Raw genomic sequence first — 13,053 nt, forward strand, 5'->3', positions numbered from 1 at the left:
GGCGGGTCGGGGCGCGGCCAGAGCGCGGCCAGAGCGGGGTCGGGGCGCGGTCGGGGGCGCGGTCGGGGCCCGGTCAGCGCGGGGTTAGCGCGTCGTCCAGGTCGGCGAGCAGGCGGGTGCGGGACTTGGCGCCGACGATCGTGCGGATGGGTTCGCCGCCTCGGTAGAGGATCATCGTGGGCAGGGCGAGCACGTGGTGGTCGCGGGCGGTGGCCGGGTTCTCGTCGGCGTTGATCGTGCGGACGGCGAGTTCGCCGGCGCGCTCCTGTTCGATCTCGGCGAGCACCGGGGCGAGCATCCGGCAGGACGGGCACCAGGATCCCCAGAACTCGACCAGCACGGGGATGTCGTGCCGGACGACGTCGCGGTCGAAGGTCTCGTCGGTGACGGCGGTGGGCATGGTCGGCTCCTCAGGGGTTCACGACGCACGGGTCGACGAACCCGTCGCGGCGGGTGACGGCGTCGGCGAGCTTGCCGGCGAGTTCGGCGCGAACGGCGGCGAGCCGGTCGAGGCACGCGTCGACCTCGGCGAGCTTGCGGCGGTAGACCTCGATGGAGTCCACACAGGAGTCACCGGTCTCGTGTCCGGAGCGCAGGCACTCGACGAACGGGCGGGTGTCCTCCAGGGACAGTCCGACCGTGCGCAGTGTCTGGATCTCGGTCACCAGGCGCAGGTCGTGCTCGTCGTAGTCGCGGTAGCCGTTGGCCGACCGCGCCGCGGGGAGCAGGCCCTGCGACTCGTAGAACCGCAACGCCCGGGTGGTGGTGCCCGCGCGCCGGGCGAGCTCGCCGATTCGCATGCCGCCGAGCGTAGACATTGACGCCGACGTCAAGGCAAGCTCAGCGGCCGCCCCAGGACCGCTGGCGGTCGGTCATGGTGGTCCACACCTCGGCCGGGAGCAGGTTCTCGGCGGCGTCGTGCACCCGGTCGAGGATGTCCTGGGCCTCGTGGGTCAGGCCCAGTGTGCCGAGGTCCCGGGTGCTGCCGCCGGCGGTCAGCTCGATCGAGCCGGTGGGGCCACCGGCGATGCCCGAGTCGACGGGCGGCACGGGGTCGAGCGCACCGGCGGACCGCAGCGCGCGGTGGAACTCGGCCCGCTGCTCGCCGGTGACCGGGACGGTCTCCACCCACGACTCCTGGTCGCGCTCGTAGCCGGGGCGCCAGCTCAGCTCGGCGGTCGTCTCGTCCACCCGCAGTACCCACTCGTAGTGGTATTCCGGCGGCACGCTCCCGTTGCGGTACACCACGGTCGCGGCGAAGTCGGCCGGCATCCGCCCGGCGGCGGCCGGGACCGGGGTACCGGCGCCGGCCTGGGAGCAGCCGGCGACCAGCAGGAGGCCGACGAGTCCGAGCAGTAGGCGCATGTGGGTTCGATGGGACCTGAGCTCATCCGGTTCCCGGCCGGCGGCGTAGCTCGAACGGCAGCAGCACGAGCCGGGCGAGCACGAGCGCCGACCCGAGCACGACGGCCGCGACCGCCAACTGCCCGACGTCCGGCAGGAACAGCAGGATGTGCCGCAGCGTCAGGTCGACCGCGCCGGGCAGCCACACTCCGACGCCGAGCGCGGCGATCGCGCCGAGTCCGCCCCAGCCGACGGCACCGAGCCACGGGCGGCGCGAGCACCGGCGGAACGCCCGCCGGGCCGTCCAGCCGAGGCCGGCGGCGAGCACCAGGACCAGCGCGCCCATCCCGGCCAGCAGCAGCGTGCTCGTCGACGAGCCGGGCGGCGGGTCGGGGGTACCGCCGAGCGCGATCGTGAGCGCGCCGAGTGCGGCCGCGTTGAGCTGCGGGTCGGCCAGCGGGGACCACACGTTCTGCTGCACGGCGACGGCCCAGCCGGTGTCCGGCGCGGTGACCAGCACGGTGTGGTAGCCGGGGGACGCGCCGGCGTGCCAGACGATCGTGGTGTCGACCGTGCGGAGGGTGTCGACCCGCCAGCTGAGCCCGTAGTGCCCGTTGCCGGCCCGAGGGCCGGGGCCGCGCAGGTCCCGGACCGCCCGCTCGGACAGCACCTCGCGACCGCCGAACCGGCCGTCGTTCGTGTGCAGCATCGCCAGGTGCGCGAGGTCGGTGACGCTGCCGGCGAGGTAGCCGTAGGGCACGCCGGACGTGTCGAACTCCGCGTCGCCGACCCGCACGCCGCCGAAGTAGAACTCGTGCCCCGGCGGCAGCTTGGCAGCGGCGGTGGCCGCGTCGGCGACGGCGTCGGCCATGTCCAGCGGGCCGAGCACCTCGCGGTGCAGGAACTCCGCGAACGTCAGCCCGGACACCTCCTCGACCATCGCGCCGAGGATCTGCGCGTTCGCCGGGTTGTACTGGTGCCGCTCGCCCGGTGCGGCGTTCGGACCGGTCTCCGCGAGGCTCTCCACCCAGCGGCGCAGGGCGCCGGGCTCGTTGTCGCCGATGTCGGAGCGGGCGTACCCGTCCGCCGGGGCCAGCCCGCTGGTCTGTTCGAGCAGGTGCCGCACGGTGATCCGCTCGGCGTGTCCCCGGTCGGCGAGCCGGAACCACGGCAGGTGCTCGAACACCGGGTCGTCGAGGCCGACGGTGCCGGCGTCGACGAGCCGCATGACCGCGACCGCGGTGACCGGCTTGGCGACCGACCCGAACCCGACGGGCGTGTGGGTGGTCATCGGTCGACCGTGGCCGTCGGTGCCCCAGGCCCCCGAGGACACGATCCGGTCACGGTTCACCAGCGCGTAGGACATGCCCGGTGCCTCGACGGCCGCCATCCGGTCGGCCAGGAACTCCGTCACATCGCCGGGCGGCTGGCCGACCGGCGCCGGAAACACCAGCAGGACAACGGACAACACGCGTGCGAGCATCGCCACCAACCCCTCTCAATATGGCCATATTGCTTCTAATATGGACATATTGTCAACCGTACGGGGATACTGGGTGGCGATGGCAACCGAGGAGTACCACGCACAGCGCCGCAACCAGGTCGCGGACGCGGTGGAGCGGCTCGTCGCCGCGCACGGGCTGGACGGCGTGACCGTGGCGCGGACCGCGGCCGAGGCGGAGGTGTCGGTCGGGCTGGTGCAGCACTACTTCGCCAGCAAGGACGACATGCTGCGCTTCGCCTACACGCGCGTGACCGAGCGCGCGATGGAGCGGGTGGAACGGCAGGCGCGGGACCTCGCGGAGCACCGGAGCACGATCCGCGCGGTGGTCCGCCAGGGGCTCGGCGAGCGGCTGCCGCTGGACGACGCGCGGCGCGCGGAATGGCGGGTGTCGTTCGCGTTCGCGGCGCGTGCGGTGGACCGGCCCGACCTCGCGGCGGTGCGCAACCGCACGGAGGCGGCGATCCGGGCGCGGGTGGCGCAGGTCGTCGAGAACGGCAAGGAGTGCGGCGAGGTACCGGAGGGGGCGGACTCCGAGGAGGGTGCGGCGGGGCTGATGGCGGTCGTCGAGGGGCTCGGCCTGCACGCCTACCTCGAGGCGGTGCCGGCGGACGTGGTACTCGGCGTGCTAGACCGCCACCTCGCCGAGGTCTTTCCCGGCGAGTGTCACCAGTACGACTGAAAGGGCGGACCCGTCACGGGCCCGCCCTTTCGGTCGGTACTTGAGCTATTCGGTTGTGCTCAGGCGCGGCTGCGGCGCTTGACGACGACCATCAGCACGACACCGCCGGCCAGCAGCACGGCGCCGATACCGATCGGGAGCGCGACGCTCGCGCCGGTCTCGGCCAGGGCGACCGGCTCGACCTCGGTGGTCTCGGCCACCGGCGGGGCGGCCTCCGAGGACGTCGGCTCCTCGACCGGAGCCGAGGGCTCGGTGGTCGCCGGCGGCTCGGACGGCTGCGGCTCCTCCGGCGGAGTGGTCTGGTCGACGCACGCGCCGACGCCGAGCTCCCGGGTGAACGACCAGCCCCTGTCGCCGTTCGGGTCGTCCCACGCCTGGACCTCGATCACGAAGGTGTGGTCGACGGTGGCGTCGAGGTCGTTCCACTCCTGGGAGAAGTTCTCGCCGAACTTCTCCTGCGCGAGCACCGTGTCGCCGTCGGTGACCTTGACGGTGTTCGACTCCCGGGCGTTGTACGCCCTCAGCTCAACCTGCAGCGTGGTGACGCCCTCTTCGGCCGAGCACTCCGCCGAGAAGTCCGGCGTGTGCGCACTGGCCGTGCCGGCCATGCCGACGAGTGCGGCGGCGGCGGTGACGGCGGTGACGCCGAACGCCCCCAGTGCGGCGCCGAACCGGCGGCGCGCGGTCGAGGTGTGTGCCATTTATGCCTCCGGCTGGAAGATGTGAGCCCCAAGTCGTCGATCGCTGGCGACGATCAACAACCCACGATGGAGTGACAGACTAGCCACCCTCCGCGAGGACTTTTCACCGGGTACCTACACGGCGAACCCATTCGAAAAGGCGGACTCGACCGTTCGAGTGAATTCGCTCAACGCTCGGTTTCCTCCGGGTGGACACCAACGACACAAAGCGGCCGGTCACGACCGTGCGCCGGGGGTGAGCGCGTTGGTCGTGACCGGCCGTGGGCGGGCCAGTTCGCTACCTGGAAGGCGACTGGCCGGGACGGATGTTGGTGATCGGACCCCGCTGGTCGTGCGGCACGGCGTGCCGGCCGCTGTCCGTCGTGCCCGGCGGGGGCGGCGCGGGCGGCGCGGGCGCGCCGGGCTGGGTGGCGACCGGCTGGGTCGGCTGCCCGACCGGCGGGTCGGCGGCGGGCTCGGTCACGCGGTTCTCCTCGTCCCGCCGAAGCCGGTCGGCGAGCTCGTCCCGCTCCGCGGCCGCGGTCTTCGCCTCGCGGCGCGCCTCCCGGTAGCGGGCCCGGTTCTCCCGGCCACGCCGGCCGGCCCTCAGGATCATCCACAGGCCGAGCAGGAACACCAGCGAGAGAACGAGTCCGGCGACGAACGCCTGCATGACCGTGACGTCGGCGATGTCCCGCCCGAACGCGGACACGGTCTGCGCCGTGCCGCCGGTGTTGTACGCGATCAGGATGACTGCCGCGGCACCACTAGCCACCACCAGCAGCAAGCCGAGGATCAGCATCGCTCTGCACCTCCAAGGTCCGCACTCCTGTCTCCGCGTGTACCCGAAGCGGCCTCCGCTCAACCCCCGAGTTAACACAACGACGGTCTCTTGTTAGTTCAACACCGTTCTGTTAACTTCGGGGCATGGCAACTGTTCGGATGCGGGTCAACGGCGCGGAAACGTCCGCGGAGCTGGAACCACGGGTCAGCCTGCTCGACGCGCTGCGCGAGCACCTCGGCGTCACCGGCCCCAAGAAGGGATGCGACCAGGGCGCGTGCGGCGCGTGCACGGTCCTCGTCGACGGCCGGCGCGTGGTGTCCTGCCTCGGGCTCGCCGTGCAGTACGACGGCCGGGAGGTGACCACGATCGAGGGCGTCGACCACCCGGTGCAGCGGGCGTTCGTCCGCAACGACGGGCTCCAGTGCGGTTACTGCACCCCGGGCCAGATCTGCTCGGCCGTCGGCATGCTCGCCGAACACGCGGCGGGCGAGCCGAGCGCGGCCACCGAGCGGGTGACGTCCCGGCCCACCCTCACCGAGGCCGAGATCCGCGAGCGGATGAGCGGCAACCTGTGCCGCTGCGGCGCCTACAACGGGATCGTCGCGGCGATCGCGGAGGTGGCGGGATGAAGGACTTCGCCTACGTCGCCGCCCCGGACGTCGCCACCGCGGTGCGCGCGGCCGCCGACGCGCCGGGTGCGCGGTTCCTCGCCGGTGGCACGAACCTGGTCGACCTGATGCGCCAGCACGTCGAGCGCCCGGACACGGTCGTGGACATCAGCCGGCTGCCGCTGACCTCCGTCGAGGAGACCAAAAGCGGCGGGCTGCGGATCGGCGCGCTGATGCGCAACAGCGACCTCGCCGCCCACCCGCTGGTCCGCACCCGGTACCCGATGCTGACCCAGGCGCTCCTCGCCGGTGCGTCCGCGCAGCTGCGCAACATGGCCACGGTCGGCGGGAACCTGTTGCAGCGCACCAGGTGCCCGTACTTCTACGACCGCGCGACGCCGTGCCACAAGCGCGAGCCCGGCACCGGCTGCGCGGCGGTCGGCGGGTTCAACCGGAGCCACGCGATCCTCGGCACGTCCGCGAGCTGCGTGGCCACCCACCCGTCGGACATGTGCGTCGCGCTCGCCGCGCTGGACGCCGTCGTCGAGGTCGAGGACGTGCGCGGCACCCGCCGGATCCCGCTCGCCGACCTGCACCGGCTGCCCGGCGACACCCCGCACCTGGAGACCACCCTGGCGCCGGACGAGCTGATCACCTCGGTGGAGCTGCCGGCACCGGCGGCCGCGCCGTCCCGGTACCGCAAGGTGCGCGACCGCGCGTCGTTCGCGTTCGCGCTGGTGTCGGTGGCCGCGGCCCTGGAGGTGACCGACGGCACGGTCGCGGCGGTCCGGCTCGCGCTCGGCGGGGTCGCGCCGAAGCCGTGGCGCGCGGTCGAGGCCGAGCGGGTGCTGACCGGCGCCCCGGCGACCGAGGAGTCGTTCCGCGCCGCCGCCGACGCCGAGCTGGCCCCGGCGGTCACGCTGGACGGCAACGAGTTCAAGGTCGAGCTGGCTCGCCGCACGATCGTGGCGACCCTGCGCGACCTCGCCCGCGAAGGGAGCCGGGCATGACCCAGGCACCACCGGCTCCGGTGACCGAGGCCCCCGTGCTCGGCGCCCCGGTCGACCGGATCGACGGCACCGCGAAGACCACCGGGCAGGCGCGCTACGCGGCCGAGTTCGACCATCCCGGCCTGGTGCACGCCGCGCTGGTGTGCGCGACCGTGCCGAGGGCAAGGCTCGTCGGCATCGACACCGCCGACGCGCTCGCCCACCCGGGCGTGCTCACGGTGCTCACCCACGAGAACGCGCCGACGATGCGGAAGTCGCCGTCGCCCGGGCTGCCGGACATCAGCACGATGGCCACCGCGACCTCGGTGACGTACCTGAACACCGACGAGGTGCACTGGAACGGGCAGCCGGTCGCGGTCGTCGTCGCGACCACGTCGGACGCGGCGAAGGAGGCCGCCGCGCTGGTCCGGCCGTCCTACGAGCCCCTGCCGGCCACTGTGGACTTCCAGGCGGCGTTGCCGGACGCGCGGCCGCAGAAGCGCAACCCGTTCAGCCCCGCAGGCGGTGCCAAGGGTGACGCGGAGGCCGCGCTCGCGACGGCGCCGGTGTCGGTCGACCTGACCTTCACCACGCCGATGCACCACCACAACGCGATCGAACCGCACGCCACCACGGCCGTCTGGCACGGCGACCGGCTGACCGTCCACGAATGCACGCAGACCATCGACTGGACGCGCCGCCGGCTGGCGCACGTGTTCGGGGTACCGGTGGCGGACGTGCGGGTGCTCGCCGAGTTCGTCGGCGGCGGGTTCGGCGGCAAGGGCTACCTGTGGCCGGGCACGGTGCTCGCGGTGCTGGCGGCGCGGGTCACCGAACGCCCGGTCCGCCTGGCGCTGAGCCGCGAGGAGGTGTACCGGACGGTCGGCGGCCGCACCCCGTCCACCCAGCGGGTCGCCCTCGGCTCCACTGTGGACGGGAAGCTGACCGCGCTGGTGCACACCAGTATCACCCAGCTGGGCCGGATCGGCGGCTGGCCCGAGCAGGTGACCTCGCAGTCCCGGCACCTCTACGACGCCGAGCACGTGCTGCTGCGGCAACGCCAGGTGGAGCTGGACGCGCTGAGCACCACGACCATGCGCGCGCCGGGCGAGTCGATCGGCACCTACGCGCTGGAGTCGGCGGTCGACGAGCTGGCCCACCGGCTCGGCATGGACCCGATCGAGCTGCGGATGCGCAACGAACCGGACCGGAACCCGTTGGGCGGCACCAGGTTCTCCCACCGGCGGCTGCGTGAGGCGTACGCGCTCGGGGCGGAGCGGTTCGGCTGGGCCGAGCGGAGCCCGGAGCCGGGCTCGATGCGGGACGGGCGGTGGCTGGTGGGCTGGGGCGTGGCCTCGGCGTACCACCCGGCGCAGATGTTCCCGGCGAACGTGACCGTGCGGCTGTTCGCGGACGGCACGGTACTGCTGCGCAGCGCGTTCCACGAGACGGGCATGGGGCAGCCGACCACGCAGGCGCAGATCGTCGCGCACGAGCTGGGGGTGCCGTTCGAGGCGGTGCGGGTGGAGCACGGCGACACCGCGCTGCCGACCGGGCCGCCGGCGGGCGGGTCGATGCAGACCGCGAGCCTGGCGGCGAGCGTGCGGGCCGCGTGCGCGGACCTGCGCCGCTCGGTGCACGGCCTGGCGCGGCGCTCGGGTTCGGTGGTCGGCCGGCAGCGGCCGGCCGACCTGGTCGCCCGCGACGGCGGCCTGTTCGGCCCGGACGGCGGCGAGACGTACGCGGCGATCCTGTCCCGTGCCGGCCAGTCGCGGGTGGACGCCAAGGTGGGCTCGGACACCGGGCTCGGGCGGGTGACCGGGCAACTGCGGTTCGCGGCACGGATGGTCCGGGACGGCATGCGCTGGGTGCGGGCGTCGACCGGGGCGCAGTTCTGCGAGGTTCGGGTCGACCCCGACACCGGCGAGGTGCGGGTGACCCGCTGGGTGGGCGCGTTCGACATCGGCACCGTGGTCAACGCGAAGACCGCGACCAGCCAGCTGCGCGGCGGGATCGTGATGGGGATCGGGCTCGCGCTGAGCGAGGAGACGCTGGTCGACCCGAGGACCGGGCGGATCATGAACCCGAACCTGTCCGGCTACCACGTCCCGGTGCACGCCGACGTGCCGGAGCTGGACGTGGCGTTCGTGGGCGACCCGGATCCGACGATGCCGCTGGGCGTGCTCGGGGCGGGCGAGGTCGGCATCACGGGCGTGGGCGGGGCGGTCGCGAACGCGGTGTTCCACGCGACCGGGCGACGGGTGTACGACCTGCCGATCACCCTCGACAAGCTGCTCTAACGTAGGGGGGTGACGTTTCAGCGCGCCCGCCGGCCGGAGCACAAGCGACAGCGGTACGAGGCCATCCTCACCGCCGCGCGCGAGCTCGCCACGCGCGAGGGGGTGCGCGCGGTGACGCTGTCGGACATCGCGGGCGCGGTCGGGATGCACAAGTCCGCGCTGCTGCGGTACTTCGAGACCCGTGAGGAGATCTTCCTCCGGGTGGCGCAGGCCGACTGGGAGGACTGGGCGGCGGCGATGACCGGCGCGCTGGCCCCGCTGGCGCCTGGTTCGGTGGCGGAGGTGTCGGCGGCGCTCGCCCGCACGCTCGCCGAGCGGCCGCTGCTGTGCGACGTGCTGACCCACGCCCCGCTGAACCTGGAGCGGAACGTGTCGATGGACGCGGTGCGCGCGTACAAGCGCGCCGCGCACGCCGCGACGGTCGAGGTCATGGCCGCGGCGCGGCGGGTGCTGCCCGAGCTGTCCGAGGAGGACGCCCTGGATCTGGTCGGGGCCACCTGCATGGTCGCGGCGAGCCTGTGGCAGGTGACCCACCCGCCCCCGCTGCTGGCGGACCTGTACGAGCACGAGCCGGGCCTCGAACACGCCACCCTGGAGTTCGAGCCGACGATCGTCCGGCTGGCGACCACCCTGATCCTGGGCATCCGGGCGCGCACCTAGCCCTACTTTTGGTGCGAACGGGCGAAAGTTCGCCGATATTCGGCAAAAGTCTTGCCTTTGCCACACAGCTCCAGTATCTGTCTGAACAGGAAGAACACAGAAACCTTCATATTCACACAGGGTGAGCCGCCCGACGTCGTGCGCGGAGGTAACCGAATGCCGTCCCTGTCCCGTCTGGCCGCCGGCGTGACCGTCGCCGCGCTGGCCCTCGCCGGCACCACCGTTCCCGCCACCGCGGCACCGCGGCAGGACACCTGGACGGTGTCGCAACGCGGGATCTCCGCCGAGGTCGGCCTTACCGACGGCGCCCTGCACCTCGACGTCGAACGGCACGGCCGGACCGTGCTGAGCGGCGCCCTGGGCCTGCACACCACCGGCGCCGACCTGAGCAGCGGCCTGCGCGCGGTCGACGACGACCGGCGCACCGTGGTCGAGCGGTACGAGACAACCACCGGCAAGCAGCGCCACCGCGCGACCCCGATGTCCGAGCTGCGCCTCGAACTGCGCGGCGCGGACGACGCCAGGATGGACCTGGTCGTGCGGGTCGCGGCCGACGGCGTCGCCTACCGCTACGAGCTGCCCGAGGCGGCCACGATCACCGGCGAGGCGTCGGCGTACACGCTGCCCGAGGACGCGCCGGCCTGGCTGCTCCCCTACAACGCCTGGTACGAGCAGAACCGCGTGGCCACCACCGCCGGCGGCGCCGAGGCCGGCGACTTCGGCCACCCGTCGCTGTTCGAGGTCGGCGAGGACTTCGCACTGCTCACCGAGTCCGATGTGGACGGCCGGTACTCCGGGAGCAGGCTGCGGCACACCGAGGGCACCGGCGAGTACCACGTCGTGCTGGCCGACGAGACGGTGACCGCGGACCGCACCCCGTGGCGCACCGCGATCGTCGGCGACCTCGCCACGGTGACCGAGTCCACCCTGGTCGACGACCTGGCGTCGCCGTCGAAGATCCGGGACACGTCGTGGATCCGGCCGGGCAAGGTGGCGTGGTCGTGGCTGTCGGACCACTCGAGCCCAAGCGACTTCGAGCGGCAGAAGGAGTTCGTGGACTTCGCCGCGCGGAACAACTGGTACGCGGTGCTCGTCGACGAGGGCTGGAGCGCGGAGTGGGTGCCGGAGCTGGTGCGCTACGCCAGGGCGCGCGGCGTGGAGATCCTGCTGTGGTTCCACTGGACCAGGCTGGACACCGCCGAGGAGCAGGACACCGTGCTGCCGCTGGTGAAGAGCTGGGGCGTGCGCGGGGTGAAGCTCGACTTCATGGAGTCGGACACCCAGGAGCGCTACCGGTGGTACGACACGGTGCTCGCGAAGACCGCGTCGCTGGAGCTGATGGTCAACTTCCACGGCTCGACGATCCCGCACGGGCTGGCGCGGACGTGGCCGCACATCATGACGATGGAGGCGGTGCGCGGCGCGGAGAACTACCCGCTACCGGTGAACAACCCGGTGCAGGCGTTCACCAGGAACGTGGTCGGGTCGATGGACTACACACCGGTGTCGCTGGACACCGGGATCCAGCGGGCGTCGGTCGCGCACGAGGTGGCGCTGCCGGTGGTGTACGAGTCGGGCTGGCAGCACTTCGCGGACAGCCCGGAGGCCTACGAGCGGCACCCCGAGGCGCTGCGGTTCCTCAACCAGGTGCCGACCACCTGGGACGAGACCGAACTGGTCGCCGGGCACCCGTCCCGCGGCGCGGTGTTCGCGCGGCGCGGCGACGACCGCTGGTTCCTCGGCGCGATCTCGGCCGGTGAGCCGCGCACGGTGTCGGCTCCCCTGCGCTTCCTGGACGGCGGCCGCTGGCTGGTCGAGGTGATCCGGGACGGCGAGGGGCCGCGCGGCGACGTGGTCCGGTCGAGCCGGGTGCTGACGGCCCGCGACACCCTGTCGGTCGAGGTCGCCGCCGACGGCGGGTTCGCCGCGATCGCCTGCCGGGCGTGGCCGGGGCGGACCACGTGCGACGAACCGCTCCAGCACGTCCCGTCGTCCACTCTGGACGTGTCGCCGGCCGGTGAGGTGGACGTGACGAAGGGCGAGTCGTTCGAGGTCACCGCGACGTTCCACACCGACCGGGACGTGCGTGACGTGCGCCTGTCGGCGGTGGCGCCGTCCGGCTGGTCGGTCTCCGGTCGGACCGTCACCCGCCACCGGTTGCCAGCCGGCGAGCACCTGACCGCCCGGTGGACCGTCCACGTGGGACAGGACAGCCCGTCCGGTTACGTGGACGTGCCCGTGGTGGCCGAATTCGACGCGCCGCGGTGGAGCGACCGGGTGCATGTCGAGCGGGCGGTGCGGACGTTCGTGCCCCCGCCGCCGCTGGCCGGCGAGCCGTGGGTGAGCGACGTGCCGTTCGTGGCGGAGACCAACGGCTGGGGACCGGTGGAGCGTGACCGGTCGGTGAACGAGTCCGCGGCCGGCGACGGCAACCCGCTGACGATCGACGGTGTGGTGTACGAGAAGGGGCTCGGCACGCACGCGCCGTCGAGGGTCGAGGTGTACCTGGGCGGGCAGTGCTCGCGGTTCGACGCGCTGGTGGGCCTGGACGACGAGACGACGGAGCCGGGCTCGGTCGCGTTCCGCGTGCTCGCCGACGGTGCGGTGCGGTACGACAGCGGACTGGTTCGCCCCGGCCCGGGGATCCCGGTCTCGGTGGACGTGTCCGGCGCGCGGATGCTCACCCTCGAGGTGACCGACGGCGGCGACGGCAAGAACTTCGACCACGCCGACTGGGCGGACGCCCGCCTGACCTGCTGAGGCACCACAAAGCCCTGAAGGTGGCCTTGGGACGCCGAGCGTCTCGAAGGCCACCTTCAGGGCGTTCGGTCAGTTCGAGTCGCCCCGGCGGCGTCCGATGAGGAAGACCACCAGGCCGACCACGGCGGTCGCGGCGGCGCTGAGCGGGCCCAGCGCCAGCCCGATCACCAGGACGGCGGCCGCGAACAGCAGCGCGAGGCCCAGCGCCGCGCGCAACGTCGCGGCCCAGTCGCCGACCACGCGCTCGGCCAGGCGAAGCCAGTCGTCACGACGGGTGGGCGCGAACGACGTGCGTACCGGGGGCGTGGGGACGACCACCGGCGACGTGGGTTCCGGCGGATCCGGCTCGGTGGTCAGTACCGCCAGGCCGGCCAGCTCCACGGTGCGCCGGTCGGGCGCGCTCGTCGGGCTGTCGGTGGATCTTGCCTCTTCTGGTGTCGAGGCGGTGCGCGACCGTAGAGTGGTCACCGTTCTGTGCCCTTTCGATCGTGTTCGCGTGTGGACTCGGGTCGGCTGGGATCGGACGTCGGTGGCTCCCTGTGCCAGCAGGGAGCCACTTCATCATCACCGATTGATCTTGTTATCCGGACGTGACCCTTCCGTCCAAGCGATAAACGGTGCGTATCCGTCGATGAGCGGACCGTCTCACTCTGAGCAGCCGATGGGTGAAGCGTGCAACTGCACATGCATACGACCGGTGCGTGTTCACCTGCGATTACACTTTAAACAACCCGATCGGGTGACT

Annotated in this window: 13 protein-coding genes; 6 read left to right on the forward strand and 7 right to left on the reverse strand. The window is 72.7% G+C overall.

What is annotated here, in order from left to right:
- Window positions 1–73: 73 nt before the first annotated feature.
- From JT362_RS28015 to JT362_RS28030, 4 genes are read right to left on the reverse strand one after another with little or no spacing between them, the layout of a single operon-like run.
- Window positions 74–400: a thioredoxin family protein gene (locus JT362_RS28015; RefSeq protein WP_260194809.1), complete on the reverse strand. Its 327-nt coding sequence runs from the start codon at window positions 398–400 to the stop codon at window positions 74–76.
- Between the two features lie 10 nt (window positions 401–410).
- The gene (locus JT362_RS28020; protein ID WP_260194810.1) at window positions 411–800 is read right to left on the reverse strand and encodes a MerR family transcriptional regulator; all 390 of its coding nucleotides are present in this window, start codon (window positions 798–800) and stop codon (window positions 411–413) included.
- A 40-nt stretch (window positions 801–840) separates the two neighbouring features.
- Entirely contained in the window at window positions 841–1,365 is a 525-nt protein-coding gene (locus tag JT362_RS28025) for a hypothetical protein (protein ID WP_260194811.1), read from the reverse strand.
- Between the two features lie 22 nt (window positions 1,366–1,387).
- Complete coding sequence (locus JT362_RS28030) at window positions 1,388–2,815, reverse strand: serine hydrolase domain-containing protein (protein WP_260194812.1); 1,428 nt, start codon at window positions 2,813–2,815, stop codon at window positions 1,388–1,390.
- 91 nt (window positions 2,816–2,906) lie between these two features.
- On the opposite strand from JT362_RS28030, the gene JT362_RS28035 reads away from it, so the two are divergent.
- Window positions 2,907–3,527: a TetR/AcrR family transcriptional regulator gene (locus JT362_RS28035; RefSeq protein WP_260194813.1), complete on the forward strand. Its 621-nt coding sequence runs from the start codon at window positions 2,907–2,909 to the stop codon at window positions 3,525–3,527.
- Between the two features lie 59 nt (window positions 3,528–3,586).
- Here JT362_RS28035 and JT362_RS28040 read toward each other — a convergent pair whose 3' ends face one another.
- Together JT362_RS28040 and JT362_RS28045 are read right to left on the reverse strand one after the other, a co-directional pair.
- Complete coding sequence (locus JT362_RS28040) at window positions 3,587–4,228, reverse strand: LAVTG motif-containing sortase-dependent surface protein (RefSeq protein ID WP_260194814.1); 642 nt, start codon at window positions 4,226–4,228, stop codon at window positions 3,587–3,589.
- Between the two features lie 277 nt (window positions 4,229–4,505).
- Window positions 4,506–5,009: a hypothetical protein gene (locus JT362_RS28045; RefSeq protein WP_260194816.1), complete on the reverse strand. Its 504-nt coding sequence runs from the start codon at window positions 5,007–5,009 to the stop codon at window positions 4,506–4,508.
- Window positions 5,010–5,134: 125 nt separating this feature from the next.
- Between JT362_RS28045 and JT362_RS28050 the strand changes: the two genes are divergently transcribed.
- The 5 genes from JT362_RS28050 (at window position 5,135) to JT362_RS28070 (ending at window position 12,308) form a co-directional block, all read left to right on the forward strand.
- Entirely contained in the window at window positions 5,135–5,620 is a 486-nt protein-coding gene (locus JT362_RS28050; RefSeq protein WP_260194817.1) for a 2Fe-2S iron-sulfur cluster-binding protein, read from the forward strand.
- Complete coding sequence (locus tag JT362_RS28055; RefSeq protein WP_260194818.1) at window positions 5,617–6,609, forward strand: FAD binding domain-containing protein; 993 nt, start codon at window positions 5,617–5,619, stop codon at window positions 6,607–6,609. The genes JT362_RS28050 and JT362_RS28055 overlap by 4 nt, the downstream gene beginning before the upstream one ends.
- Entirely contained in the window at window positions 6,606–8,888 is a 2,283-nt protein-coding gene (locus tag JT362_RS28060) for a xanthine dehydrogenase family protein molybdopterin-binding subunit (protein WP_260194819.1), read from the forward strand. The genes JT362_RS28055 and JT362_RS28060 overlap by 4 nt, the downstream gene beginning before the upstream one ends.
- Window positions 8,889–8,897: 9 nt before the next feature.
- Window positions 8,898–9,548 carry a TetR/AcrR family transcriptional regulator gene (locus JT362_RS28065; protein WP_260194820.1) on the forward strand — a complete coding sequence of 217 codons (651 nt, stop codon included), beginning with the start codon at window positions 8,898–8,900 and terminating at the stop codon, window positions 9,546–9,548.
- Window positions 9,549–9,704: 156 nt separating this feature from the next.
- Entirely contained in the window at window positions 9,705–12,308 is a 2,604-nt protein-coding gene (locus JT362_RS28070; RefSeq protein ID WP_260194821.1) for an NPCBM/NEW2 domain-containing protein, read from the forward strand.
- 69 nt (window positions 12,309–12,377) lie between these two features.
- Here JT362_RS28070 and JT362_RS28075 read toward each other — a convergent pair whose 3' ends face one another.
- On the reverse strand, window positions 12,378–12,776 hold the full coding sequence (locus tag JT362_RS28075) for a hypothetical protein (protein WP_260194822.1): 399 nt from the start codon (window positions 12,774–12,776) through the stop codon (window positions 12,378–12,380).
- Window positions 12,777–13,053 lie beyond the last annotated feature (277 nt).

The sequence above is a fragment of the Actinophytocola gossypii genome, from assembly GCF_025165815.1.
GTDB classification, from domain to species: domain Bacteria; phylum Actinomycetota; class Actinomycetes; order Mycobacteriales; family Pseudonocardiaceae; genus Actinophytocola; species Actinophytocola gossypii.

Excerpts from the sequence above, each read along its gene's own strand:
- JT362_RS28015 (WP_260194809.1), bottom strand. The coding sequence starts at position 400 with ATGCCCACCGCCGTCACCGACGAGACCTTCGACCGCGACGTCGTCCGG.
- JT362_RS28020 (WP_260194810.1), bottom strand. The coding sequence starts at position 800 with ATGCGAATCGGCGAGCTCGCCCGGCGCGCGGGCACCACCACCCGGGCG.
- JT362_RS28025 (WP_260194811.1), bottom strand. The coding sequence starts at position 1,365 with ATGCGCCTACTGCTCGGACTCGTCGGCCTCCTGCTGGTCGCCGGCTGC.
- JT362_RS28035 (WP_260194813.1), top strand. The coding sequence starts at position 2,907 with ATGGCAACCGAGGAGTACCACGCACAGCGCCGCAACCAGGTCGCGGAC.
- JT362_RS28040 (WP_260194814.1), bottom strand. The coding sequence starts at position 4,228 with ATGGCACACACCTCGACCGCGCGCCGCCGGTTCGGCGCCGCACTGGGG.
- JT362_RS28045 (WP_260194816.1), bottom strand. The coding sequence starts at position 5,009 with ATGCTGATCCTCGGCTTGCTGCTGGTGGTGGCTAGTGGTGCCGCGGCA.
- JT362_RS28050 (WP_260194817.1), top strand. The coding sequence starts at position 5,135 with ATGGCAACTGTTCGGATGCGGGTCAACGGCGCGGAAACGTCCGCGGAG.
- JT362_RS28055 (WP_260194818.1), top strand. The coding sequence starts at position 5,617 with ATGAAGGACTTCGCCTACGTCGCCGCCCCGGACGTCGCCACCGCGGTG.
- JT362_RS28060 (WP_260194819.1), top strand. The coding sequence starts at position 6,606 with ATGACCCAGGCACCACCGGCTCCGGTGACCGAGGCCCCCGTGCTCGGC.
- JT362_RS28070 (WP_260194821.1), top strand. The coding sequence starts at position 9,705 with ATGCCGTCCCTGTCCCGTCTGGCCGCCGGCGTGACCGTCGCCGCGCTG.